25 protein-coding genes are annotated in these 23644 nt (G+C 69.2%); 1 reads left to right on the top strand and 24 read right to left on the bottom strand.

Translation table 11 applies throughout. The features are described 5' to 3' along the window. Positions 1-35: 35 nt before the first annotated feature. From rsmA to IPP98_02300, 16 genes are all read right to left on the bottom strand, one after another. Positions 36-839 (bottom strand): ribosomal RNA small subunit methyltransferase A, encoded by an 804-nt coding sequence (rsmA, locus tag IPP98_02375; protein MBL0177958.1) that lies wholly within the window; start codon positions 837-839, stop codon positions 36-38. After that, complete coding sequence (locus IPP98_02370; protein ID MBL0177957.1) at positions 836-2179, bottom strand: SpoIIE family protein phosphatase; 1344 nt, start codon at positions 2177-2179, stop codon at positions 836-838. Before IPP98_02370 ends, rsmA begins: the two co-directional genes overlap by 4 nt. Before the next feature lie 185 nt (positions 2180-2364). Further along, positions 2365-2811, bottom strand: a complete 447-nt coding sequence (locus tag IPP98_02365; GenBank protein ID MBL0177956.1) for an ATP-binding protein — start codon at positions 2809-2811, stop codon at positions 2365-2367. A 7-nt stretch (positions 2812-2818) separates the two neighbouring features. After that, the gene (locus IPP98_02360; protein ID MBL0177955.1) at positions 2819-3154 is read right to left on the bottom strand and encodes an STAS domain-containing protein; all 336 of its coding nucleotides are present in this window, start codon (positions 3152-3154) and stop codon (positions 2819-2821) included. After that, positions 3141-4109 (bottom strand): hypothetical protein, encoded by a 969-nt coding sequence (locus IPP98_02355; GenBank protein ID MBL0177954.1) that lies wholly within the window; start codon positions 4107-4109, stop codon positions 3141-3143. The genes IPP98_02360 and IPP98_02355 overlap by 14 nt, the downstream gene beginning before the upstream one ends. Next, positions 4106-4588, bottom strand: a complete 483-nt coding sequence (coaD, locus tag IPP98_02350) for a pantetheine-phosphate adenylyltransferase (protein MBL0177953.1) — start codon at positions 4586-4588, stop codon at positions 4106-4108. Before coaD ends, IPP98_02355 begins: the two co-directional genes overlap by 4 nt. After that, entirely contained in the window at positions 4585-5103 is a 519-nt protein-coding gene (rsmD, locus tag IPP98_02345) for a 16S rRNA (guanine(966)-N(2))-methyltransferase RsmD (protein MBL0177952.1), read from the bottom strand. The genes coaD and rsmD overlap by 4 nt, the downstream gene beginning before the upstream one ends. Beyond that, positions 5100-6848: a single-stranded-DNA-specific exonuclease RecJ gene (gene recJ, locus IPP98_02340; protein MBL0177951.1), complete on the bottom strand. Its 1749-nt coding sequence runs from the start codon at positions 6846-6848 to the stop codon at positions 5100-5102. Before recJ ends, rsmD begins: the two co-directional genes overlap by 4 nt. Further along, positions 6809-7525, bottom strand: a complete 717-nt coding sequence (locus tag IPP98_02335) for a hypothetical protein (GenBank protein MBL0177950.1) — start codon at positions 7523-7525, stop codon at positions 6809-6811. The genes recJ and IPP98_02335 overlap by 40 nt, the downstream gene beginning before the upstream one ends. A 6-nt stretch (positions 7526-7531) precedes the next feature. Then, on the bottom strand, positions 7532-9379 hold the full coding sequence (locus tag IPP98_02330) for a DNA primase (GenBank protein MBL0177949.1): 1848 nt from the start codon (positions 9377-9379) through the stop codon (positions 7532-7534). After that, positions 9379-9654, bottom strand: a complete 276-nt coding sequence (locus tag IPP98_02325; GenBank protein MBL0177948.1) for a Smr/MutS family protein — start codon at positions 9652-9654, stop codon at positions 9379-9381. The genes IPP98_02330 and IPP98_02325 overlap by 1 nt, the downstream gene beginning before the upstream one ends. Continuing rightward, positions 9581-11824, bottom strand: a complete 2244-nt coding sequence (locus IPP98_02320) for a hypothetical protein (GenBank protein MBL0177947.1) — start codon at positions 11822-11824, stop codon at positions 9581-9583. The genes IPP98_02325 and IPP98_02320 overlap by 74 nt, the downstream gene beginning before the upstream one ends. Beyond that, positions 11821-12222: a GatB/YqeY domain-containing protein gene (locus IPP98_02315; GenBank protein MBL0177946.1), complete on the bottom strand. Its 402-nt coding sequence runs from the start codon at positions 12220-12222 to the stop codon at positions 11821-11823. The genes IPP98_02320 and IPP98_02315 overlap by 4 nt, the downstream gene beginning before the upstream one ends. Positions 12223-12253: 31 nt before the next feature. Further along, positions 12254-12445: a 30S ribosomal protein S21 gene (locus tag IPP98_02310; protein MBL0177945.1), complete on the bottom strand. Its 192-nt coding sequence runs from the start codon at positions 12443-12445 to the stop codon at positions 12254-12256. A gap of 180 nt (positions 12446-12625) precedes the next feature. Beyond that, complete coding sequence (locus IPP98_02305; protein ID MBL0177944.1) at positions 12626-12979, bottom strand: HIT domain-containing protein; 354 nt, start codon at positions 12977-12979, stop codon at positions 12626-12628. A 15-nt stretch (positions 12980-12994) separates the two neighbouring features. Beyond that, positions 12995-13363, bottom strand: a complete 369-nt coding sequence (locus IPP98_02300) for a hypothetical protein (protein MBL0177943.1) — start codon at positions 13361-13363, stop codon at positions 12995-12997. A gap of 101 nt (positions 13364-13464) precedes the next feature. Here IPP98_02300 and IPP98_02295 point away from each other — a divergent pair, with 101 nt between their 5' ends. Further along, a complete protein-coding gene (locus tag IPP98_02295; GenBank protein MBL0177942.1) occupies positions 13465-15939 on the top strand; it encodes an SMP-30/gluconolactonase/LRE family protein in 2475 nt (824 codons plus the stop codon). Here the strand turns inward: IPP98_02295 and IPP98_02290 are convergent. Genes IPP98_02290 through IPP98_02255 form a run of 8 tightly spaced genes read right to left on the bottom strand, consistent with a single transcriptional unit; the run spans position 15933 to position 23639 of the window. Further along, positions 15933-16667: an RsmE family RNA methyltransferase gene (locus IPP98_02290; GenBank protein ID MBL0177941.1), complete on the bottom strand. Its 735-nt coding sequence runs from the start codon at positions 16665-16667 to the stop codon at positions 15933-15935. The genes IPP98_02295 and IPP98_02290 overlap by 7 nt on opposite strands. Next, a complete protein-coding gene (locus IPP98_02285) occupies positions 16637-17473 on the bottom strand; it encodes a 50S ribosomal protein L11 methyltransferase (protein MBL0177940.1) in 837 nt (278 codons plus the stop codon). The genes IPP98_02290 and IPP98_02285 overlap by 31 nt, the downstream gene beginning before the upstream one ends. Further along, a complete protein-coding gene (gene dnaJ / locus IPP98_02280) occupies positions 17470-18588 on the bottom strand; it encodes a molecular chaperone DnaJ (GenBank protein MBL0177939.1) in 1119 nt (372 codons plus the stop codon). The genes IPP98_02285 and dnaJ overlap by 4 nt, the downstream gene beginning before the upstream one ends. A gap of 14 nt (positions 18589-18602) precedes the next feature. Continuing rightward, positions 18603-19637, bottom strand: a complete 1035-nt coding sequence (hrcA, locus tag IPP98_02275; GenBank protein ID MBL0177938.1) for a heat-inducible transcription repressor HrcA — start codon at positions 19635-19637, stop codon at positions 18603-18605. Positions 19638-19646: 9 nt separating this feature from the next. Then, positions 19647-20753 (bottom strand): radical SAM family heme chaperone HemW, encoded by a 1107-nt coding sequence (hemW, locus tag IPP98_02270; protein ID MBL0177937.1) that lies wholly within the window; start codon positions 20751-20753, stop codon positions 19647-19649. Between the two features lie 36 nt (positions 20754-20789). Then, positions 20790-21965: a DNA-protecting protein DprA gene (gene dprA, locus IPP98_02265; GenBank protein MBL0177936.1), complete on the bottom strand. Its 1176-nt coding sequence runs from the start codon at positions 21963-21965 to the stop codon at positions 20790-20792. Next, the gene (gene obgE / locus IPP98_02260) at positions 21898-22995 is read right to left on the bottom strand and encodes a GTPase ObgE (protein MBL0177935.1); all 1098 of its coding nucleotides are present in this window, start codon (positions 22993-22995) and stop codon (positions 21898-21900) included. Before obgE ends, dprA begins: the two co-directional genes overlap by 68 nt. Continuing rightward, positions 22992-23639: a carboxymuconolactone decarboxylase family protein gene (locus IPP98_02255; protein MBL0177934.1), complete on the bottom strand. Its 648-nt coding sequence runs from the start codon at positions 23637-23639 to the stop codon at positions 22992-22994. Before IPP98_02255 ends, obgE begins: the two co-directional genes overlap by 4 nt. Positions 23640-23644 lie beyond the last annotated feature (5 nt).

The following is a 23644-nucleotide window of genomic DNA, read 5'->3' as shown; positions in this document are numbered from 1 at the left end:
GCTTCGCTCCGGATGACATGCCTAACGACCAACGACTAACGCCTAACGACTTCCAACAACCGCACCCACTCCTCCACGCCCACCACCTCCGGCCGCACATCCGGCGAGATGCCCGCGGCCTCCAACTGCGCGCCAGCCGTCTCCGCATCCACCCCCGTCGCCTCGCGCAGCGCGCGTTGCATCCGCTTCCGTCGATACGAAAAGAGCGACGTCACCAGCTTGCGGAACGCGGGGACCTGGTCGCCGGCCACCAGCGGCTCGGCACGCGGAATCAGGTGGAGCACGGCGGAGTCCACCTTGGGCGGTGGCGTGAAGGCGCCGCGCCCGACAACGAAGCCGCGATGCGCGGCGGCGACGGCCTGAATGCCGATCGAGAGCGCGCCGAAGTCGTCGTGGCCGGCCGGCGCCACGACACGGTCGGCGACTTCCTTCTGCACCAGGTAGGTCACCGAGGCAGGAAATGGCGCCGTGAGCGCCTTCTCGAGGAGCGGCGAGGTGATGTAGTACGGGATGTTGCCGACCACCCGCCAACGGCGGCCGAGCGCGACCCACGGCGCCACCAGCGCGTGCCAGTCCATCTCGAGCGCGTCGCCATTCACGACGATGAAATCGCGTCCGGCGAACTGCCGCTCAAGGCCCGTGAGCATCCTGGCGTCGCGCTCGATGGCAACGACCGTTGCCCCCGTGTCGAGCAGGGCCGTGGTGAGCGCCCCGGGACCCGGGCCGATTTCCAGCACCACGTCGCCGGCCCCCGCCTCACTCGCCGCAGCGATCTTGGCGAGCAGTTCGGGGTTGGTGAGAAAGTGCTGCCCCAGCGACTTGTCGGCGCGGACTCTCACATGCGCAACACGAGCAGGGTACAGTCGTCGGTGGGTGCCCCACCCCATTCCATCACATCATCCATCACCGCGCGGACCAGCTGCTCTGGCGTCTGGCCACGGCCCTCCTCGAGCTGTGCCATGATCCGCGCCTCCCCGTAGCGTTCGCCCTCGGCGTTGGGCTGGTCGATCAGGCCGTCGGTGAAGAGGACCAACGTGTCCGCGGCGAAGTGCCACGGCACTACGCGTCGACCGAAGCGCGACTCGTCCACCAGGCCGAGCGGCGGCGCGGTCGGCGCGAGCCGTTCGGCCGGGCCGAAGCGCGGCAGGCGAAACGCGTAGGGATGGCCGGCGTTGGTGTACGTCAGGCGCCCCGCCGTGGGATCGAGCACCCCGTAAAACGTCGTGAGATACATCTCGGTGGTGGCGAGCTCGTCGGCGAGCGAATCGCGCAACAGCCCGAGCGTCTCATCGGGCGGCGTCGTGGCGTTGGCATAGATGCCCGCGGCGGCCATCACCTGCGCGGCGATGAGCGCGGCCGAGAAGCCGTGCGACGAGACGTCGCCGAGCATCACGCCGATGCGTCCGACGCCCAGCCGCGAAAAGGTGTAGAAGTCACCGCCGAGCGACTCCGCCGCGCGGGACTCCACCGCGACATCCGCCTCGCCCCGCAGCACGGCCGGTGTCGGCATCAGCTTGAGCTGGAGGTCGTGGGCGAGTTCGAGTTCTCGTTCGAGGCGCTGGCGGCCGTGCTCGGAGGCCACGAGCCGTGCGTTCTCCAGCGCGGCCCCGATCTGCGTGGCCACGGCCGCGACCAGCTTGGTTTCCTCGCGCGTGAACGCTCCCCCACCGCTCCGCTCCGCCAGCGCCAACGTACCGATGACGCGGCTGGCCTCGCCCGACGTGGCGTAGGTGATCGGTACGGCGAGCACTTCACCCGGGACCCAGGTCGGTTGCACGCCGGTCTCGATGCGGCCGGAGCGGAAGGCACGGCAGACGATGATATCGGCCTCGTCCACCGAGACCGCCGGCGGGACGGTCTCGTCCGTCACGCCGAGGGAGGCGACGGTGCTCAACATCCTGGTCTCGGCGTCGTAGATGCGCAGCGCCGCGCGCCGCGCGCCCACGACGGCGGTTACCTCGCGCAGAATCAGCGCGGCCACGTCGTCCACCGACCGCGCCCGCCCCAACAGTTCGCCGATGGTGTAGAGGAGGTCAATCTCTTCGTAGCGCGCGGCGAGTTCGCCGGTGAGTTCGACGGCGTTCCGCTCGGCATCGAGAATGATCTGGACGATCGGGAGCAGCCGCGCCGGGAGGTCGTCGTCGCGGTGCCCCTCCAGCGGCACGACCTCGAGGAACATCCCGGGTGACTCGGGCAATGCCAGCCAGGCCGCGGCGTCCTGCCCGGCGGCGCGCGGTGCGCGCGGCGCCGTCGCGCCCGCGGCGGGACCGGCAAGCAGGCGCCACCGCTCGCCGTCGAGTTGCCAGAGTCGCAGGGTGGCACCGGCCAGCGCGCCAAGCGGCGCGAGGGCCCCGCCGAGGTGGCTCAGCAGCGGGGCAGCGTCATCCAGATGGTGTTTCCTCGATCGTTGAAGGCGACGTGATCGGCAAGCTGCCGGATCATGTAGAGGCCGCGGCCGGTGGTGCGTTCCAGGGCATCGGGCGTGGTGGGGTCGGGCAGTGCCTCCGGATCGAAGCCGTCGCCCTCATCGGTGACGGCGATGATCACCTGCGTGGCGTGCAGCTCGATTTCGACGACGACGCGGAGCGTGGGGTCGTTGCGATTGCCGTACAGCATCGCATTCGCGACGGCCTCGGCGACGACGGTGCAGACGCGGAAGTGCGCGCGGCCAGCCACCGGGTCGGGACCGAAGCAGCACTCGGCGACGACCTCGACGAGGTGCCCCACCTGCGAGACGTCGCTCGGCAGGACGACGCGGTAGCGCTCGCGAACGTCCGGGTCGGGGCTGGGCAGGCGCGCGGCGATCAGCATGGGCCGATCAGAAGCCGACGAGCGCCCCGGCCGGCGTGTCGGCGATGGTGAACAAGGTGTCGAGCTTGGTCAGCTCGAAGAGGGCCCGCAGGTCCTCGTTGAGTCCGGCCAGGCGCAACTCGCCGCCGGCCTCGCGCACCTTGCGATTCACCGAGACCAGCGCACCGAGACCGGACGAGTCGATGTAGGCCGTGGGGGTGAAGTCGAGGACGAAGCGGCGATCGCCGCGATCGAGGGCGTCCTGCAGCAGCTGCTTGAGCTCCTGCCGATTGGCCACGATCAACTGCCCTTCCACGGCCACCACCACGACGCCGCCTGCATCACGCGTTTCAGTGAACGCCATCAGTTCCTGCTCCTTGAGTCGAGTGCATCCGCAGGGTGGCCTGCAACACCACCATCGCGGCAACGTCCACAATATCGTCCGGTGTGGCCCCGCGCGACAGGTCGGACATCGGGCGGGCGAGTCCCTGCAGCAACGGCCCGGCCGCCGACGCGCCCGCCAGCCGCTCCGTCAGCTTGTAGGCAATGTTCCCTGCCTCGAGCGACGGAAAGACCAGGATATTGGCCCGCCCCCCGACCGGCGACGTCGGACACTTCCGGGCGGCCACCGACGCGTCGAGGGCGGCATCGGCCTGCAGCTCGCCGTCGGCCGGGATGCCCGGCGCGAGGGCCCGAAAGAGCTCCACGGCAGCCCGCACCCGGTCGATCTCCGGCCCGGCGGCGCTCCCGAGGGTGCTGTACGACAGGAACGCGACGACCGGCTCGTCGCCCACCAGCGCCCGTCGGTCGGCGACGGCAGCGACCGCGGCGGCGGCCATCTGTTCGGGGGTGGGCAGCGGGATCACCGCAATGTCGGTGTAGGTGAGTACCCGATCGTCCGGAAGTCCGAGGTACATCGCCGAGGTGACCGCGGTGATGCCGTCGGCAAGCCCGATCGCCCAGAGGGCGGCGCGGAGGACGTCGGCCGTCGGGGCGACGGACCCCGCGATGCAGCCGTCCGCCAACCCGAGACCAACCAATCCGGCGCCGAAGCGCAGTGGGTCCGCCGCCAGGTCGAGGGCGTGTACGCCGTCGCGCACCGAGGCGGGCCGACGATGCCGCAGCCAATTGGCGACCTCGGGGAGCCGTTCATCCCGTTCGGGGTCGATCTGGCCCGCGCCCAGGAGGATCGAGTCGGCGATGCCGAGTCTGGCGAGCGTTGCCGCGGCCTCTCGCACGCGCGGGTCATCGCCCTCGGGAAAGACGAGCGTCGCGCCGGCACCAGCGGCCCGCGCGCGCAGTGACTCACGAAAGCTCACCGCCCGAACCGCTTGGCGAGCGCCTTCGCCACCGCCGGATGGATCAGCCCATCGAGGTTGCCGCCGAAGCGGGCGGCGGTGCGCACCAGCGATGACGACAGATAGGTCAGGTCGACCGCCGGGACGAGAAAGACCGTCTCGAGCGAGCCGTGCAGCTTGCGATTCATCATCGCCATCTGGAATTCATATTCGAAGTCGCTGACGGCGCGCAGGCCGCGCACGACAATCGTGGCGTTCCGCTTTCGGGCAAAGTCGGCCAGCAGCCCCGAGAAGGAGGCGTACTCGATCCGCGGATCGCGGTCGGTCACCTCCTCGAGCATGGCGAGTCGCTCCTCCACCGTGAAGAGCGGCTCCTTCGCGGGGTTGATGGCGACGGCGACGATGAGCCGATCGACCATCGTCAGCGCCCGGCGGATGAGATCCTCGTGCCCGCGGGTCGGCGGATCGAACGAGCCAGGGTAGATCGCGATGCGAGTCATGGGGCCCGAAAGAAGGAGACGGCGATATCGCCCCAGCGGCGCGTGTCGGCACCAGGGAGGGTGACCGTCGGTGGATGTTCGACAGCAAGAATCTGTGCAAAGGGGCGTTCGCGCCAGAGGTCGGCGAGCCGGACGGCGTAGTCCACCGAGAAGGGCGGATCCGCCAGCGCCAGGTCGAAGGCACCGGGCTCGAGCGCGCTGGCGATGCGCATGGCATCCCCGCGACGAATGGTGGTGACCGCCTCCGCCCCGAGCGCGGCGATGTTGGCCTTGATCGCGGCGAGCGAGGGGGCATTCAGCTCGACGAAGGTGGCGTGCCGCGCCCCGCGCGACAGCGCCTCGAGCCCGAGTGCGCCGCTCCCCGCAAAGAGATCGAGGACGCTGGCGTCGGCAAGCTCCGGCCCGAGGATCGCCAGCCAGGCCTCGCGCACCCGTTCGGCGGTCGGACGTACGCGGTCGTCCTTCGGCACCTGGAGTCGGCGTCCGCCCCAGCGACCACTCACGATCCGTGTCACGCGCCGCGAGCCGGCGCGAGCGAGAGGACCCGCGCCTGCAGCGCGGAGACGCCCCGGAATTCGTTGCGTTCCAGACGGAAGGCGACGTCCACGAACCCGTCGGCGAGTCCCGCCGCCCGATCGGCCCAGCCAAAGGCGATCGCGTCGACGACGCGGCCCTCCGCGGCGAGGCTCGCCTTCAGGTGCTTCTCACCCACGGTGCGGGTCCCCTGCAGGCGGACGTGACGCGCGCCGAGCACCGGCGCGGCATTCCCCATGCCGCAGGGCTCGAGATGACGGCCCATCCGCTCAAGCTCATCGGTGACGTCGGCCAGGGGCAGCTCCAGGTCGACACGCTGCGAGGGACCCAGGTCGTCGGGCGTCAACTGCGCGCGCGCCACGCCGACGAAGCGCTCCCGGAACGCATCGACCTGATTGCCGGCGATGGTCAGGCCAGCCGCCATCCGGTGCCCACCGTAGCGCGTGAGCAGGTCGCCGCACGCCGTCAGCGCCGCGTGCAGATCGAAGCCTTCGATGCTGCGGCCGCTCCCCTTCCCCACGCCACCATCGAGTCCGATCAGGAAGGTCGGCCGACCGTAGCGCTCGACCACTCGCGAGGCCACGATGCCGATGACACCGGGGTGCCACCCCTCGCCCGCGAGCACGATCGCGGGGTGCTCGACGGAATCGGCATAGTCCCGTTCGACCAGCGCCATCGCGTCGTCCTGAATCTGCTGGTCGAGCGCCTGGCGTTCGCGATTGAGCCGCTCGAGCTGGGCCGCCAGCGTGGCCGCCTCGCGTTCGTCATCGGCGAGCAACAGCCGCACGCCATCCTTCGCATCGGCGATCCGTCCCACGGCGTTGAGACGCGGCGCCAGCGTGAAGCCGACTTGGCCGGCCCGGACCGGCTTCCCCGCCAGATCACACTGCGCCAGCAACGCCTGCAGGCCGGGCCAGCGCGAGTCCTGCAGCAGCCGGAGGCCGTGCTTGACGAGGATGCGATTCTCGCCGATGAGTGGCACGACATCGGCTACCGTGGCGATCGCGACGTAGTCCAGCAGGTGCATCGGGAACGAGGCGGGCAGCCCCAACGGTTCGACCAGTGCCTGCACCAGCTTGAAGGCGATCCCGGTGCCGCACATCATCCCGAGCCCGGCGCGATCATCGACACGCTGCGGATTGACGATGGCATCGGCATCGGGCAGCATCGGCCCGGGCAAGTGGTGGTCGGTGATGATCACCTGCCGGCCAGCGGCCTTGGCCGCGGCCACCGCATCAATTGCATTGGTGCCGCAGTCGCAGGTGAGGATCAGCCCCGCCCCGACGCGTGCCGCCTCGGCGAGCCCGGCCGCACCAAAGTCGTAACCATCGGTGGTGCGGTGCGGCACGAAGGGAAAGACCATCGCGCCTGCCTGACGAAGTGCCCGCGTGAGCAGCGCGGTGGCGCATTGCCCATCGACGTCGTAGTCGCCATGCACAAGGATCGGCGTCCTGGCCGCAACTGCACGCGCGATGATCGCGACGGCGTCGGCCATGCCGGCCAGCGCGTACGGGTCAGCCAGGGCATCGAGGGTGGGGCGCAGGAAGGCGCGGGCCCGCGCCTCCTCGGCAAACCCCCGCTGCACCAGCAACTTGGCGAGCGGGAGCGGGAGAGAAAGCGCCGCCGCCAGCGACGCGGCGGCCTCGGGATCCGGGGCCGGCGCGACGCGCCAGCGGGGCGCGGTCGTCAGACGACGGATTCCTGCAGGTAGATGATCGCCCCGCACATCTCGCACCCTTCCAGCAACAACCCTTCCGCCTCGAGCCGCCCGATGCGCGAAGACGGGATCGCCGTGTAGCAGGCGGTGCAGATCGACTTGGTCGAGGGGACGAGGATCTCCGTCTTCCGCGAGCTGCGCAGGCGATCGTAGCGGACCCGGAGCGTGCGGTCGAGGGCAGAGGCCGACAACTCGCGCTCGGCCTTGGCCGCATCGAGTTCGGCCTGCAGTCCGGCGAGCCGCTCGGCAAAGGAGGCGCGCGCCTCCGACTGCTCGGCGTGCAGCGCGGCGAGTCGCGCCTCGATTTCCGTCACCGCGTTGCCGCGGGTCGTTGCATCGTCGGCCAGGCGCATCCACTCGCTCTCTTCCTGCGCCAAAATGCTGCGGGCGAGTTCGACATCGGCCATCAGCTGCGCAGCGAGGCGCGGGTTCCGCTCCTGCTCGAGGCGGACGCGACGCTTCTCCTGATTGCTCTTCTGCGTGTCGAGCTTCGCCGCCGTCTCATCGCGGCGCCGCGCGAAGTCGGTGGCGGTGCGCGTCGCCGAGTGAATCTCGTTCTTGATCCGGTCGACGGCGACATCGAGGAGGGCGCGCTCGCTCTCCAGGGCCTCCAGGCGCTCGGCCAGTTCGGCGAGACGGCGATCCTTCGCTTGGACATCGAGCAGCTTCGGCAAGTCAGGATGCATCAGGAATCATTCCTCTGTTGGCGGATCGTCGCGGCTCGCGCGCGGGCGCGGCGCAGTGGCAAGATACATCCGGAATCGTGCCTGTCCCTCTTTGCTGAGCGCGCGCCACCGGCGGCTGCGCTCCTGCGAGTCGGGTTCGGCCGCGATTTCGGGGAACTGGTGGATCTCCTCCAGGGCCTCCAGGGCCCCGGCGTACTCCTGATCGACATGGTACCCCTCGCCCGGCGGGGGCGACTCCATCAGGGCCTGCCAGGCCTCCTGGGCCCGCGGATCCAGCCCCAATAGGGCATCGCCGACCGGTGCCCCATCCGGCAGGGCCACCAGCGCCCCGTAGATGCGGCCGAAGGTCGGGACCGTGAAGCGGTCCGGGGCCAATTCCCCGCTCGCCCGGGCCAGCCAAGTCGGCGAGGTCAGCAGCAAGCGGAGCAACTTCCGCTCGATCTCCGCCCCGGGAGTCCGAACCGCCGCCCGCCGTGGCGCGACTCGCTCCCCCCGCCCCGCCGCCTCGCGGTGCCATTCGGGTGGCCCCTCCTGCTCAGGCACACTCGCCTGGCGCGGTGGGAGCATCGCGGCGCGCGGTTTCGCCGCGGCTTCCGTCGCCACCACCTCACGCGGAATCCCGAGCCGCTCCGCGACCCGCGAGATATAGAGCTCCCGGGTCACCGGGTCGCTCGCGGCCCGCAGCGTCGAGAGCAGTTTGTCGAGCGCCTCCCGCGACTTGCGCACATCGGCGAACCACCCTTTCCGCTCCAGGAGTTGCAGCTTTCGCTCGAGCAGATCAACCGCATCGTCAAGTATCGGCGTCAATGCGCCGGCTCCCCCATGCTGCACCACGGTGTCAGGATCGTCCCCCGGTGGCATCGTCGCCACGCGCACGCGGACCCCATGCGCCAGCAGCACGTCGCCGGCCCGGAAGGTCGACTTGAGTCCGGCGGCATCGCTGTCGTAGAGGATCACGACCTCGCCCGTGAAGCGCTTGAGCAGCGTGGCCTGGGCCTCCGTGAAGGCGGTGCCGAGCGGCGCGACGACATGGTCGATCCCGGCGAGCGCCAGGCGCTGGGTGTCGAAGTACCCTTCCACCAGGATCGCGAAACCGCTCTTCCGGATTGCGTGCTTGGCGAGGTGCATGTGATAGAGCTGCTCGCCCTTGTGGAAGATCGGCGTCTCGGGCGAGTTGAGATACTTCGGCTCTCCCCTGCCCAGGATGCGCCCCCCGAAGCCGACGACCCGTCCGCGCAGGTCGTGAATCGGAAAGAGCAACCGACCACGGAAGCGCGGCGCGAGGGTGCCGTCGTCGCGCCGAACCACCAGCGCGGCCTCGAGCATCGCCTCGTCGCCGAGTCCAAGCTGCTTCATCGCGGCGACGAACTCGGCGCCGCGCGGCGCATAGCCGAGGCCGAGTTCCGCGGCGGCGTCGAGCGCGAACTGTCGATCCAGCAGATAGCGCCGCGCCGGCTCCGCTTCGGTCGACTCGCGCAGCTGCGTGGCGAACCATCCCTGCGCCACCTCGCACGCCTGGTACAACGGCTCGCGCGGGTCGGGCCCGATCCGCTCCGTGGCCTCGGGAATCACGACGCCCACACGGCGCGCGACCTCGCGCACCGCCGAGGGATAGTCGAGGCCGAAGCGCTTCTGGTACCAGGTGAAGACGTCGCCGGCCTCGTGGCAGACGAAGCAGTAGTAGAGATTCTTCTTCGGGATCACGGCGAAGTTGCGATTGGTCCCGCCGTGGAACGGACAGGGGCCGCGCCAGTCACTGCCGTTCCGCTTGAGCTGAATCGACTCCTGCACGATCTCGAGCAAGTCGGCGCTGTCGCGCACCTGCTCGATCAGCTCATCCGGGATCCGTGCCATCAGCGAAGCACCGCGATCGTCACGCCGGTGCCGCCCTGCTGCCGCTGGGCAAAGTCGAACGACGCGATGCGCTTGTCGTGCGTGAGCAGTCGTCGCACCATGTCGCGCAGCGCCCCGGTCCCCATGCCGTGAATGATCGCGAGGTGCGGCTGCTCGGCGAGCACGGCGCCGTCGATCGCCCCGATGACCACCGCCTCCGCTTCATCGGCGCGCATCCCGCGCAGGTCGAGCTCGTAGGCGGCCTCGCGCGTCGGCTCGTCGACCGGGCGCAGCATCGGCTTTGCCTTCGGCGCCACCTCCGGCCGGATTGAGCGGCGTGAGCGACGCCGAAGTCACCACCAGTCGCATCGTGCCGACCAGCACCACCACCTTGCCGTCGCTGCGGATCTCGGCGACCTCGCCGACCGTCCCGGTCGAGAGGCGCACACGGCGGCCCATGGCGATCGCGCCGGTGCCGGCCGGCTCGAGCGTGTCGCGCTCATCAAGACGCCGCGACTCGGAGCGCACGCCGTCCTCGACCAGGCGGCGCGCCTCCTTGGCGGATGCCTCGTCGACGGCACCCTTCGCCAACGCCAGCGCATCCTCGACCAACTTCCGCGCCTGCAGCAGGTACGCCTTGGCCTGCTTGGCGCGCTCCCGCTCGGCTTCCTTCTCCTGCCGCTTCAACTCCGCCTCGCGTGCGGCCTGCAGCTCGGCCGTCATCGCGGCGACGGCCTCGCGCCGCTCGACGTCGCCGACGCGTTCGCGCACGGCCGACTCCTCGGCACGCAACGACTGCTCGCGCGCTTCGACCTGCGCCAGCAACCGGTCAAGGTCACGCTCCGCTTCCGGCACCAGCGCCTCGGCGGCCGCCAGCACCGCCGGGTCGACGCCGAGGCGCCGCGCGATCGCCAGGCCATATGACCGCCCGGGAATCCCCTTGGTGAAGCGATAGGTCGGCGAGAGCGTGGCGGCGTCGAATTGCAGCGAGCCATTCACCACGCCGGGAACGCGCGTCGCGAGATCCTTGAGCGCGCCCAGGTGGGTCGTGGCCAGCGTGAGCACGCCGCGCCGCGTGAGCGTCTCGAGGATCGCCATCGCGAGGGCGCCGCCTTCCGCCGGGTCGGTGCCGGAGCCGACCTCGTCGAGGATCACGATCGTCCCGGCGTCCGACGATTCGAGGATGCGCCGCAACTCGGCGACGTGCGCCGAGAAGGTGGAGAGATCGGCCGCAAGCGACTGGTGGTCCCCGATGTCGACGAAGAAGCGACGGACGATCGGCAACACGCATTCGGCACCGATCGGCGGGACGACGCCCGCCTGCGCCAGCGCCAGCATCAAGCCGGTCGCCTTGAGCAGCACCGTCTTGCCGCCGGTGTTCGGCCCGGAGATCAGCAGGGTGCGCTCTGCGCCATCGAGGACGAGGTCGAACGGGATCACGGTGATCCCGCGGGCGAGCAACAACGGGTGCCGCGCGCCCAGCAGGCGGAGCGGCGTGCCGACCTCGCCGACGGCCGGCACTTCGCCGTTGGTATCCCGCGCCCAGCGCGCCCGCGCGAGGATGGTGTCCACCTCGACGGCGACGGCGTGGAGTGCGGCGATCGTCTCGCGCAGCGGACGCAACTTCTCCGTGAGCTCGCGGAGCACGACGAGCGTCTCGCGCTCCTCGGCGATGATGGCGGCGCGCACGGCGTTGCCGAGTTCGATGGCCGCCGAGGGTTCGAGAAAGAGCGTACCCGCCGAGCCCGACTCGTCGTGGATGATCCCCTCGGGACGCGCCCGGGCATCGCGGCGCACCGGAATCACGTAGCGACCACCGCGCATGGTCACTGTCGCACCGGCGGGCACGGCGGCCGAGTCGAGGTCGCGCAGCAGCGATTCGAGACGACGCACGAGCCGCTCGCGTGCCGCATGGACCTCGCGCCGGGCGGCGGCGAGTGCCGGCGACGCGGTATCGAGGAGTTCACCGTCGTCGCCCACGGAGAGTTCGAGCAGCCGTTCGATGGTGCGGTCGGCCGGGGGGGCGCGCAGCGCGGCGACCATGGGGCAGGCCTCGGCCAGGCGCTCGAGTTCCTGCGCCACACTGCGCCCGGCCGCAAGAGTCACTCGCACGGCGGCGAGCTCGTGAATCTCGAGGACGCTCCCGTCCATGCGGAGTCGGCCCAGGGCGCCCTTCAGTTCCGGGACCGGCGGCACCTCGAGTCGGTCGCCACGGCGCAACACGGCAAGCAGCTCGCCCACCAGGGCGAGTTCCCAGCGGATCCAGCCGGCATCGGCGGTCGGCCGGCGCGCGCGCAACTGCGCCGCGCCGAGGGGTCCGGCGGCATAGCCCGCGACGACGTCGAGCACGGCCTGGAACTCCAGCGCCGCGAGTGCGTCGGCCGAGGTTGCAGGGTCCAATGGCAACGGGGTGCCGCTCCCCCGATGGGACGGCACCCCGGTCGTTCCTGCTTCGAGCGCGGTCATCCCTGCGACAGCGCCTCGCGGGCGACCTGGTTGATCACCTTCCCGTCGGTGCGCCCCTTGAACTGCCCCATGAGCACCCCCATCAACTTGCCGAGGTCGGTGGTGCCGGCCGCGACCGCTGCGCGGGCCGCGACACGGATCTCTTCCGGGTCGATTTCCGGCGGGAGATAGCCCTTGAGGACACCGATCTCGTACTCCTCGCGCGCGGCGAGCTCCGGACGATCGGCCTTGGTGTATTGCTCGAACGAGTCGAGACGCTGCTTGATCTGCTTCCGCAGCACCTCGACCGACTCGACATCCGTGGGCTCGTGCCCGAGCTCGAGCTCACGGTTCTTCAACGAGGCAAGGACCGTCCCCAGCAACAGGGTCCGGTCCTTGTCGGCAGCCTTGCGCGCCACGATCTGGTCAGCGCGTAGGCGAGCGGTGATCTCAGGCATACGTACGGCCGCGACGCGTCTTGCGCTGGGCGGCATTTTCCTTCCGCTTCCGCTTCTCGCTCGGCTTTTCGTAATGCCGATGCTTCCGCAGATCGGAGAGGATGCCCGCCTTTTCACACTTCTTCTTGAAGCGCTTGAGCGCCCGCTCGAAGCTCTCATCCTCGTGGATGACGACTTCTGACATGAACTAAATCACCCCTCTCGGACCCCCGATCAGGGGGCGGTTAAGACATAGAAGGCCAAAGCTAGTGCGGGATTGGGGTTAGGGCAACCTGGAAGGGGTGAAACGTGAAAGGTGAAACGGGGTTGGAAGGCGCTGGCCCAGGGACGCCCCCGTTTCACGTCTTACGTTTCACGATCTGCTTCACCCCGGCGGCCAGTGCATCTGCCTTCCCCCCAGCAGGTGCAAATGCAGGTGATGCACCGTCTGCCCCCCCTCCCGGCCTGTGTTCATCACGAACCGGTACCCCCCCTCAGCCAGCCCCAACTCGGCGGCGACGCGCACCCCCAGGGCCATGACCTCCCCCAGGAGGGCCGCCCCGGCCTCTCCGGTGGCCTCCGCAGCGGAGGCCAGGTGGGCGGTGGGGATCACCAGGATGTGCGTGGGTGCCTGCGGCGAGAGGTCGCGGAAGGCGACCGCATGGTCGCTTCGCGCCACGATCTGGGCCGGGATCTCGCCGGAGGCGATCCGGCAGAAGATGCAGTCGGGGAGGTGCATACCAACTCCAGCAGCTCAGGGAACGGGAATCAGATCGGCCTGGACCGACACCGCATTCACATGGCAGCGGTCGGCGGTCACCACGACGTTGTTGCGGGACCACGGTTGGTAGCCGGTCGCGACCAGTTCGACGCGATAGGTGCCGGCCCGCTCGACGGCGCCGGCAAGCGAGAAGATGTGGCCCTCGATATCGGTGATCACTTGCAGCGAATCGAGGTAGTTGCCCTCATGGAGCGCGCCACGCACCCCCTGAAGTACCGGCTGCTGGGTCGTGGCATTGCGCACCGTCACGTTGACCCCGAAGCGGGCCTCGGTGGTGCAGATGATCGACGAGTCGCCGATGCATCCGGCGGTCGACAGCAGCAGCAACGGCAGGTAGCGCATGGGCGGCGATTCCTGGGAAGGCGTCTCGACTCGGTCACGATGGTCGCCACGGGATGCGGCGGAGACTACGGTACGCGTGAACGGCGAGCTACGATTCAGGGATGAAAATACCTCCCTGTCTCCCCGCCCTCCTGGTGGCCCTGACCACCGCCGCCTGCGGCAACCCCTCTGCCCCGGGGAGTGCGGCGCCCGGCGACCTCGGCGAAGGCCCGCTCCTGCCGACCGGGAAGTCGCTGCAGCCGGTGGGCCGCTCCCATCCGGTGGGGGCGCTCCCCCTGACGATCGTGCGAGCCCCCGACGGTGCCTATGCCCTCGTCCTGAGCGGCTACAACGAACAGGGAGTGCAGATCGTCAACGCGGACGGGACGGTCCGGCAGACGCTCAAGCAGGCAGCGGCCTTTCTCGGTGCCGCCTTCTCCTCCGACGGCAAGACGCTGTATGTCAGTGGCGGCAACCAGGACGTGGTCTACCGGTACGCCTACGTCGATGGGCACGCCTCGCTGACCGACTCGCTGGTGCTCGCGGTGAAGCCGGCGAAGTCGGACGGCACGCGCTACCCCGCGGGGCTCGCGCTCTCCCCCGACGGCCGCCTCCTCTATGTGGCCGAGAACCTGGGCGACTCGCTCGCCGTGATTGACCTCGCCACGGCGAAGGTGGTGCAGCGGTTGCCGACAGGCCGCTATCCCTACGGCGTTGTCGTGGCACCGAACGGGACCGTGTTCGTCTCGCAGTGGAATGGCGGCGCGGTCCTCGCCTTCGCGTCCCGGAACGGGATGCTGCGACAGGTTGCGGCCATTCCCGCCGGTCGACATCCGTCGGCGCTGGTGCTGAATCGCGAGGGCACGCGACTCTTCGCCGCCTCGGCCAGCACGGACCGCGTCACCGTCATCGATGCCGTCGGCCACACGCGCCTCGGTGAATTGCTCGATCCACCGCCCGCCGGCCCCGCCGAGGGCAGCACGCCGAACGGCCTCGCCCTCTCGGCCGACGGCACGCGCCTCTTCGTGGCGGAGGGGGACGCCAACGCCGTGGCCGTCTTCGATCTGTCGGCGCGTTTCGCTGGCGTCGCCACAGCCACCGGCAATGATTCCCTGCTCGGGCGCATTCCGACCGAGTGGTATCCGACGGCGATCGCGGTTGCCGGCGACACGCTCATCGCGGTGAACGGCAAGGGGAAAGGCTCGGGACCGAATCCGAACGGGCCCGGCCCGCGCGCCTCGAAGGAACGCCAGGGCGATGGCACGGGATATACGTTGGCCCAACTTTCGGGCACGCTGACCATCTCGCTCACCGCGCGCCTCGACCACGCCGGCCTCGCGCCGCTCACGGCCACCGTCGCGCACGCGAACCGCTGGGACCTGCCCACGGCGCGCACCACGCGGTACCCGCCGATCGAGCACGTGATTTACATCATCAAGGAGAACCGCACCTACGATCAGGTGCTCGGCGACCTTCCGACCGCCGACGGCGATACCAGCCTCGTCTACTTCGGGCGAGGCGTGACACCGAACCAGCATGCGCTCGCCGAGCGGTTCGGCATCTACGACCGCTTCTTCGTCAACGCCGAGATCAGCGCCGACGGCCACAACTGGTCAACCGCTGCCTACACCACCGACTACCTGCAAAAGACCGTGGAGTCGAACTACTCCGGCCGCGGCCGCGATTACGACTATGAAGGGACCAATCGCGGATGGGGGCCGGACAATGTCGCGGAGGAGGACGTCAACGAGCCGGCGAACGGCTACCTCTGGGATCTCGCGCAGCGAAAGGGGATCACCTTCCGCAACTATGGCGAGTTCGTGATCGGCGAGGGGATGGACAAGAAGGACCTCCCGGCCGGGTACACCGGGCTGAAGCCATTCCTGCGGACGCACACCAACGAGAAGTTCCCGGCCTACGATCTCTCGATCACCGACCAGGTGCGGGCCGACATCTGGCTCGAGGAATTTGCGGAGCACGTGAAGGCGGGGACGATGCCGCAGTTCGAGATCGTGCGGTTGCCCAACAACCATACGCTCGGGCTGCGCGCCGACGCGCCGACCCCCAAGGCGATGGTGGCCGACAACGACCTTGCGCTGGGCCGGATGATCGCGGCGCTGTCGCGCTCGCCGTTCTGGAAGAGCACCGCGGTGTTCGTGCTCGAGGATGACGCGCAGAACGGCCCCGATCACGTCGACAGTCATCGCTCGCCGATGCTGGTGATCTCGCCCTGGACAAAGGGCGGCGTGATGCATCGCTTCGCGAACACGACCGACGTGCTGCGCACGATCGAGGAGCTGCTGGGCCTCGATGCGCTGTCGCAGTTCGACCACTTCGGGCGGCCGCTCCGCGAGATCTGGCGCACCACGCCGGACCTCCGCCCCTACGACGTGCTGACGCCCACGACGCCGCTGACCGAGAAGAACCCGGCGCGCACCGCCGGTGCCGCCGCCTCGGCGCGTCTCCGCTTCGACGTCGAGGACATGGCCGACGAGGATGCGTTCAACCGGATTCTCTGGCTGGCCGCGAAGGGGCCGAACGCCCCCTATCCCGGGGCGCGGCGGATGTCAGTGCTGGAGGGAATCCGCGCTCACTGAGCGCGGCGACGATCGGCGGTGAGCACCGCCGCCGCGATCGCGGCGGTTTCGAACCGGAGGATGTGACGGCCGAGGCCAGCGGGCCGCGGTGCAACGTGGGTGGCGATCGTCGAGAAGTCGGCGTCGCTGAAGCCCCCTTCCGGACCGATCAACCAGCCGACAGCTGCATCGGCTGGCAGGGTCGGCAACGCCGCAGCACCCGCCTCGCCAAGCCACCACTGCGCCGCGGGCAGCAGCGCCGGCAGCGCGTCGATCGGCGTCAGGTCGGCGACGATCGGTGCCCAGCGATTGCCCGACTGCTTGCACGCCTCGCGCGCGCGCCGCCGGCCCTTCTCGATCGTCCCCTCGCGCAACCGATTCTCGACGTGCCGTGATCGCGCCGTCTCGAGCGGCACCAGCATCGTGACTCCAAGTTCGGCTGACTTCTCGGCGAGCCAGAGAAAACGGTCCTTGTCACCGCCGCCCACGGCGAGGAGCAGCGGCGCTGGACGGGGATCTCGCACGATCGTGGCCACGCGAAACTGCCACCGCTTTCCCTCGCGGTGAATGGTCCCGAGGCCTGCCCCGCCCACCCCATCCAATGCCTCCACCTCGCTGCCGTCGGCGACGCGGCGCACCTCGAGATGATGGGCCTCATCCTCGTCGAGGCGGATCGACGCACCGACGACCAGCGCGTCAGCCGGGACGAGGAGCCGGATCACCCGAAGCGCGCCGCGACGCCCCACCATCCAGCGTCGTGCACATCGTCGACGATCGTCCACCCCTCGCGCGCCAACACGGGTCGGAAGAGTTCCTCCTCCATGTCTTCCATTCCGGCGAAGATCGCCAGCCCACCGGGGACCAGCGACCGCTGAATCGCCGGCAGGAGCAGCGTGTTGACCGTGCGCAGGATGTTGGAGCAGACGACCTCGGCCGGGCCGGCGAGGATGCCGAGATCACCGGCATCACCGACGAGGAAGGTCACGCGGTCGCTCACGCCGTTCTTGTCGGCGTTGGCCTCGGCGATCGGATGGGATTCGTCATCGACCTCGATGCCGATCGCGCTCGCGGCGCCGAGCTTCGCGGCGGCAATCGCGAGAATCCCCGAGCCGCTGCCGAAATCGAGCACCCGGTCTCCGGCGGCCAGGTGCCGCTCGAGCAGCGTCATCGCCGCGCGCGTCGACCCGTGCTCGCCGCTGCCGAAGGCCGACTCCGGATCGAGCGAGACCACGACCTCGTTCCCCTCAGGGACGACTGGCAGCCACGATGCGGTGACCACCAGTCGACCGAAACGCCGCGTGATGATTCCGTCGCGCCACTTCACCGACCAATCGACCGGATCGAGCGGCGTCACGCTGCCCTCGAGTTCAGGGAAGCGCGCGGCGAGATCACCGACGAGTTGGGCCGCCGCGTCCTCGGAGGTCTCGACGGTCAGCAACACGCCGGGCGACGGCTCTTCGACGCCCTGCCCCGTCGCGCCAATGAGCGCCGCAGCGACCGCGTCGGTGTCCTCCGGCCTGCACTCGATACTGATGCGCCACCAGGTTGTGGTCATGCGCCGAGCGCTTCCTTGAGCTTGGACCAGAAGCCGCCCCTGCGACCGGGGCCCTCGCCCTCGTGTTTCGCGAGTTCGACGAAGAGCTGGCGTTGCTCGTCACTGAGCTCGTCGGGCGTCCAGACATGCAGGCGCACGTTGAGGTCGCCGACCCCGGCGCCGCCAAGGCGCGGGATGCCCTTCCCGCGCAACCGCAGTACCGTTCCCGACTGCGAGCCGGGGGGTACCTCCAGTGCCTCGTCGCCATACGGCGTCGGAATCGTCGCGAGGGTGCCGAGCGCCGCCTGCGAGAACGAGATGGGGAGATCGAGCAGCAGGTCGTCGCCCTGCCGCTGGAACCGCTCATCGTCGACGATCTCGATCATCACCTGCAGGTCCCCCGGCGGGCCGCCTCGCGGACCGGTCGCCCCGACGCCACGCATCGTGAGGTAATTCTGGTCCGAGACACCGGCCGGGATGTCGACCGCGACGGTTCGCTCGCCCTTGATGCGCCCCTCGCCACGGCAGACTTCGCACGGCGTGCGGATCACGTGGCCTTCGCCGCGGCATGCCGGGCACGGCCCCACCTGCACGAACTGGCCGAACATCGAGCGCGCGGCGCGACGCACTTCGCCGGTGCCTTCACATGTGCCGCACTTCACCGGCTTGGTGCCCTTCGCGGCGCCGCTGCCGCCGCACGGCTCGCACGGCGTGAGCGTCTTGATCTTGATGTTGCGCTTGGCGCCGAGGGCCACTTCCGTCAGCGTGAGCTTGACGGTCACCCGGATGTCCTGGCCCCGATTGGACTCGCCCTGCGCGCGCCCGCCCCCGAAGAGACTCTCCAGTCCACCGAACCCCCCGAAGTCGCGCATGAAGATGTTCAGCGCCTCGGAGAGATCGATGTGCTGGAAGCCGGGTCCACCGCCGAAGCCGCCGCCACTCCCGGGCGCCGCCCCGGTGCGATCGTAATAGGCGCGCTTGTCCGGATCCGAGAGGATCTGATAGGCCTCGGAGATCTCCTTGAACTTCGCCTCGGCATCGGGCGAGGGATTCCGGTCCGGATGGAATTCCATCGCCTGCTTGCGGTAGGCCTTCTTGATCTCATCGTCGGAGGCACCGCGTGCGATGCCCAGCATTTCGTACAGATCGCTCACTGCAAGAGTCCCTCGACCAGTCGTCCGGTATGTTCGACGAGGCCGATGATTTTGTCGTAAGGCATCCGCGTCGGTCCCAGCACGCCGATGACACCGGTCGCGCCGCCGCGCCGGTATGTGGAGGTGACGAGGGTGAAGCCGGCCAGGCCGGGATCGCCGTGTTCGCCACCAATGGTAATGGTCATGCCGTCCTGCTTCCGCTGGGCCAGCGCCGCCTGCAACACGTCGCGACGATCGGTGAGCGAGAGCAGTGAACGCATCCGCTCGCTCGACGCGAACTCGGGCTGATCGACGAGCACCGATGCACTCCCCAGCAGCACCGCGCCGCCGGCGTCCGACGGATCGAAGAGGCCGTCACCCTCGGCGAGGATGATGTCGAGCAGTTCCGCCGCCTCCGGCGAGGATGCCGCGTCGCGCAGCCGATCGCCAAGGGTGGCGCGCACCTCGCGCAAGGTGAGCCCACCGAGCCGCTCATTCAACAACCGCTGTACCTCGTCCACCTGGTCCCGCGTCAGGGCGCTCGGCAGTCGCACGTAGATGGTCCGCACCGTCCCGCTGCGCAGGTTGAGCACCATCAGCAACCGCTCGACCGACACCGCCACCAGGTCGACCCGCTCGAGGACGATCTCATCGAGGGCCGGTCCCACTGCAACGCCAAGTTCCTGCGTCAGGATCCCGAGGACCTGGGCCGCGCGCTTCAACAGCTCCTCGCTCGCGTTGGCGGCCACCAGCTCGACCTCGAGCTGCTCGCGCAGCTGCGCATCAGGCGGCGTGCCCCGCACCATCCGATCGACATACACCCGATAGGCCCGATCGGTCGGAATCCGGCCAGCCGAGGTGTGGGGGTGATAGAGGAACCCCTTGGCCTCGAGATCGGACATGGTGCTGCGGATCGACGCCGGCGAAATCCCCAACGCCGAGCGACGGGCCACGGTCTGGCTGCCGGCCGGTTCCGCGGTCGCGATATAGGTCTCGATGACCGCTTCGAGCACCCGGCGCTCGCGGTCAGACAGGGATTCGGGATCGGCCATCAGGGAAAGCTAGGAATCCGAGATCGCGGAAACCAGCGCATCGAGCCGGAGCCACCCTTCGGCGGTCAGCCGGATCTGGCCGTCGCCAAGGGCCGCCCACCCCGTCCGAATCCAGTTGGCGCGGGCCCCCTCGGGCACTTCCCACTCGGCCAAGCCCTCGGTAGTCCGGAGGCCGAGGTAGAGGCGTTCGAGTCGCCGGGCATCGCCGTCAAGCGCCTCGTCACCCGCCGTCAGGGGTTCTCCCCGGGCAGCGAGCCGGGCGTACTCGGCCCATTCGCGGACGTTCCACGAGCGAATCCCGTGCAGCAGGGAATGCGCCGAGGGCCCCAGGCCGATGTAGTCGGCCCCACGCCAATACGCCGAATTGTGCCGCGAGCGGTAGCCTGGTTTGGCGGCGTTCGAGACCTCGTAGTGCTCGAAACCCTGGTTCACCAAAAGGTCGTGCGCCTGGAGGAACTCGGTGGCGTAGCGATCGTCGCCGATGACTGCGGACTCTCCGCGCGAGGTCCAGTGCGCCAGCGGCGTATGCGGCTCCACGGTGAGCCCGTAGAGCGAGATGTGCGTGGGCTCGAGTTCGAGGGTCAGGTCGAAGTCGCGGAGCCAGTCACGGCGCAGCGCGACCGGCACCCCGAAGATGAGATCCATCGAGATGTTCTCGAAGCCGGCATTGCGAAGGATCGAGACGGCGAACGGGACCTGTTGCGCCGTGTGCGTCCGGTGCATCCACTCGAGCACGGCGGGTTCGTGACTCTGCACCCCGAGCGAAATGCGGTTCACCCCCGCCTCGCGCCACGCGATGGCACGCGCCGGCGTCACGTCGTCCGGATTGGCCTCCAGGGTCACTTCGGCATCGGAGGCGAGTGGCCGGTCGGCCGTGATCATCTGGATCAGCCGAGCGATCGTGTCACCCTCGAGCCGCGACGGCGTCCCACCCCCGAAATACAACGTGCTGATGCTGGGCCAGACATCCCACGCCGCCACGCTGCGGCGCAGGCGCCACTCGGTGCGCAGCGCCTCGAGAAAATCGGCATCGGGAGAGGCCTTCCGCACGGCGATCGCGAAGTCGCAATAGGAACAGCGGCGCGCGCAGAACGGGACGTGAACGTAGACATGCATGCCCGAATGGTAACGTCGGCATCAACTCCCTGCCCCTCACGCACGGGCGGCCCGCCGGTACTGGGCGCCCGGCAGCGACTGCGCCAACCCGCCGATTTCGAGGCCCAGCAGGGTCGCCAGCAACTCCCCCACCGGCAACCCGACAACGAGCGCCAGCTCATCGACGTGCATGCCGACCGGGCCGAGTGCATCGAAGACCCTCGCCTCGGTGGGGGACAGCGTGCAAGGCGGCACCACGTGCGCCGCGGCAGACGTCGGGGTGGCCGCGGACGCTGTCGCGCCAAAGAGCCTGAGCAGGTCCTTCGGTTCCAGCAGCGGCGTTGCGCCGTCCCGCAGGAGTCGATTGGTCCCGCGTGAGGTGGGCGAGTTCACCGGCCCAGGCACGACCAGCACCTCCCTCCCCTGCTCCAGTGCCGAGTTGACCGTCAGCATCGTCCCGGAACCCTCGGCGGCCTCCACCACCACCGTCACCTGCGCGAGTCCGCTGATGAGACGGTTCCGCCGCGGGAACGCACCGGGAGAATCGGGCCGCCCCCCCGGCGGATGCTCGCTGAGCAACACCCCCCCGAGATACATCCGCCGGAAGAGCTCGGCGTTCTGTCGGGGGTACATCACATCCACCCCACAGCCGAGCACGCCGATGGTCGGTCCGCCGACATCCAGCGCACCCTGATGCGCGACGGCATCGAGACCGCGTGCCATGCCGCTCACGACGGCGATCCCGGCCCGCGCGGCCACGATCGCCAACTCACGGGCGATCTCTTCCCCGTATCGTGAATGATCGCGACTCCCGACGATCGCCACCGCCGGGGCCTCGAGGAAGCGCAGCTCACCCCGGGCCCAGAGCAACACCGGGGGATCAGGAATCGAGCGCAGCGCCGCCGGAAAATCCGGGGATGGCGGAATCAGCAACGACTGGCCCGCCTGCGCCGCCTCGTCGAGGATCGCGGGAACGGCAGCGGCGTCGGTGGCTCGGATGGACGCGATCACCGCTGACGGGATGCCGGCCACGCGATGCAGTTGCGAGGAGGAGGCCGAGAGCACAGCCTGCGCGGAGCCGAAGTGCGAGAGGAGAGCGGCGAGGCGGTGGGGACCCAACTGCTCGAGGAGCGCCAGCGCCAGATAGGCGTGGCGCTCCGCGAGGTCATTCGTCGTCGGAGGCGTCGAACTCGTCGGTGAAGGGATCGGGAATGTCGGCAGCGGCTGCGGCATCGTCCTCATCGCTTGGTGACCACGGTTCTTCCTCGGCATCCTCGGCGCGAATCTCCTGCACCGCACTCCAGAGCGACTCCTTCAACGGCTCGAGTCCGTGCCCCGACACCGAGGAAATCGTCACCACCATTCGTGCGTCCGGCGCGTCAAGCGTCGGCAACTCGTCGCCCTCGGGAAGGAGATCTCCCTTGCTGAGGATCACGAGGTACGGCTTGGTGGCGAGCACCTCGCTGTACAGCGCCACCTCACGCCGGAGCTGGTCGAAGACCGCCTGCGGATCGGGCGAGTCAAGCGGCACCAGAAAGGCGAGCAAGCGCGTGCGTTCCACGTGCTGCAGGAACTTGAGTCCCAGTCCCTTGCCGGCGTGTGCCCCTTCGATGATCCCCGGAATGTCGGCGACGACGAAGGAGCGCGATCCCGACAGCCCGGCCACGCCGAGGTTCGGTTCGAGTGTCGTGAAGGGATAGTCTGCGATCTTGGGACGCGCGGCACTGATCACCGACAGCAGGGTGCTTTTTCCCGCGTTCGGTTCGCCGACGAGGCCGACATCGGCGATCAGCTTCAGCACGAACGCCAACCGCCTCTCCTCGCCGGGCGTCCCCTCTTCCCACTCGCGCGGCGCCTGGTGCGTCGCCGAGGTGAAGCGCGCATTGCCGCGGCCGCCACGGCCACCCTTCGCCACCAGGACCTGATCGCCGGCGCGCATGACTTCTCCCAGCGTCTCGCCGGTTTCGTCATCGATGATCAGCGTGCCCGGGGGGACCGGCATGATGACATCGTCCCGTGATGGGCCGGTCATGTTCTTCCCCTTGCCGTGCCCACCGCGCTCGGCCTTCCACGAGGTCCGGTAGCGATAGTCGAGCAGCGTCGCGAGGTTGGCCTCGGCGCGCACGTACACCGATCCGCCGTTGCCGCCGTCGCCGCCATCCGGGCCACCCTTGGCCTTGAACTTGAAGCGGGCAAAGGACGAGGCACCGTCGCCACCACCACCACCGTGCACTTCCACCACGACGCGATCGACGAAGCTCATGCCAGGGGACTCCAGTTGTCGCGCACCCCTTCCCACAAGTCCCTCACCCGCTTGAAGTCGTCGTAGGAGAGGAAGGGATTGACCAGCGTGAGCGCCGCATCGACCTGCGCGATGGTGGCTCCCGCATTCAGGGCACCGCGCAGGTGCGAATGCAACTGGCGCGGCGTATCGAGGACGGCGGTCTGCGCAATCACGCAGAGTTCCCGCCGCCAGGGTTCAAGGCCCGGACGCGAGAGCGTGCGACCGTACCCCTCGGTGACCATCCATTGATCGAGCGCCGGATGCAGCTTGGCGACGTTCTCGCGGAGTTTCCGATAGTTGTCGCCATAGATCAGCCGACAGGTCGCTTCGCCGCGTGCCTGCCAGTCGGCGTACGCGGCGTAATCGAGATCGGCGGTTCCGTTCGTGGCCGGCGTGCCGATGGCCTGGCGCCAGAGCGTCGCGGCGACGAGGGTGCGCGGCCAGCCAACCATCAGCACCGACTGGAGCAGCAGCTCATCCACCCAGAGCGGATCGACACCGCGCGCGACCGTGTCGGCGACACGGTCCCGGATGGTCGGCTCCTCACCCTGCGCGATCGCCGCGGCCAGGGTCACGAGGGACCGGGTGGATTCGTCCAGTGCGGAGGAGCTGTCAGGGGACATGGGGT

Source organism: Gemmatimonadota bacterium (genome assembly GCA_016720805.1).
In the GTDB taxonomy this organism is placed as follows: domain Bacteria; phylum Gemmatimonadota; class Gemmatimonadetes; order Gemmatimonadales; family GWC2-71-9; genus Palsa-1233.
Note: the sequence above shows the minus strand (reverse complement) of the source record. Positions and strands in the feature narration are given on the sequence as shown.

Coding starts and splice junctions, on each gene's coding strand:
- IPP98_02325 (MBL0177948.1), bottom strand. CDS start 9,654: ATGCTGCGCCCGGTCGACGAGCCGACGCGCGAGGCCGCCTACGAGCTC.
- IPP98_02285 (MBL0177940.1), bottom strand. CDS start 17,473: ATGACCACAACCTGGTGGCGCATCAGTATCGAGTGCAGGCCGGAGGAC.
- obgE (MBL0177935.1), bottom strand. CDS start 22,995: ATGAGCTTCGTCGATCGCGTCGTGGTGGAAGTGCACGGTGGTGGTGGT.
- coaD (MBL0177953.1), bottom strand. CDS start 4,588: ATGACTCGCATCGCGATCTACCCTGGCTCGTTCGATCCGCCGACCCGC.
- IPP98_02335 (MBL0177950.1), bottom strand. CDS start 7,525: ATGCATCCTGACTTGCCGAAGCTGCTCGATGTCCAAGCGAAGGATCGC.
- IPP98_02255 (MBL0177934.1), bottom strand. CDS start 23,639: ATGTCCCCTGACAGCTCCTCCGCACTGGACGAATCCACCCGGTCCCTC.
- IPP98_02310 (MBL0177945.1), bottom strand. CDS start 12,445: ATGTCAGAAGTCGTCATCCACGAGGATGAGAGCTTCGAGCGGGCGCTC.
- IPP98_02300 (MBL0177943.1), bottom strand. CDS start 13,363: ATGCGCTACCTGCCGTTGCTGCTGCTGTCGACCGCCGGATGCATCGGC.
- dprA (MBL0177936.1), bottom strand. CDS start 21,965: ATGCCGCAGCCGCTGCCGACATTCCCGATCCCTTCACCGACGAGTTCG.
- hrcA (MBL0177938.1), bottom strand. CDS start 19,637: ATGGCCGATCCCGAATCCCTGTCTGACCGCGAGCGCCGGGTGCTCGAA.
- hemW (MBL0177937.1), bottom strand. CDS start 20,753: ATGCATGTCTACGTTCACGTCCCGTTCTGCGCGCGCCGCTGTTCCTAT.
- IPP98_02320 (MBL0177947.1), bottom strand. CDS start 11,824: ATGACCGCGCTCGAAGCAGGAACGACCGGGGTGCCGTCCCATCGGGGG.
- IPP98_02370 (MBL0177957.1), bottom strand. CDS start 2,179: ATGTTCCTCGAGGTCGTGCCGCTGGAGGGGCACCGCGACGACGACCTC.
- IPP98_02365 (MBL0177956.1), bottom strand. CDS start 2,811: ATGCTGATCGCCGCGCGCCTGCCCAGCCCCGACCCGGACGTTCGCGAG.
- IPP98_02360 (MBL0177955.1), bottom strand. CDS start 3,154: ATGGCGTTCACTGAAACGCGTGATGCAGGCGGCGTCGTGGTGGTGGCC.
- IPP98_02290 (MBL0177941.1), bottom strand. CDS start 16,667: ATGGTGGGGCGTCGCGGCGCGCTTCGGGTGATCCGGCTCCTCGTCCCG.
- IPP98_02305 (MBL0177944.1), bottom strand. CDS start 12,979: ATGCACCTCCCCGACTGCATCTTCTGCCGGATCGCCTCCGGCGAGATC.
- IPP98_02330 (MBL0177949.1), bottom strand. CDS start 9,379: ATGGCACGGATCCCGGATGAGCTGATCGAGCAGGTGCGCGACAGCGCC.
- IPP98_02295 (MBL0177942.1), top strand. CDS start 13,465: ATGAAAATACCTCCCTGTCTCCCCGCCCTCCTGGTGGCCCTGACCACC.
- dnaJ (MBL0177939.1), bottom strand. CDS start 18,588: ATGCTGGGCATCGCACGCGGTGCCTCCGACGATGAGATCAAGAAGGCC.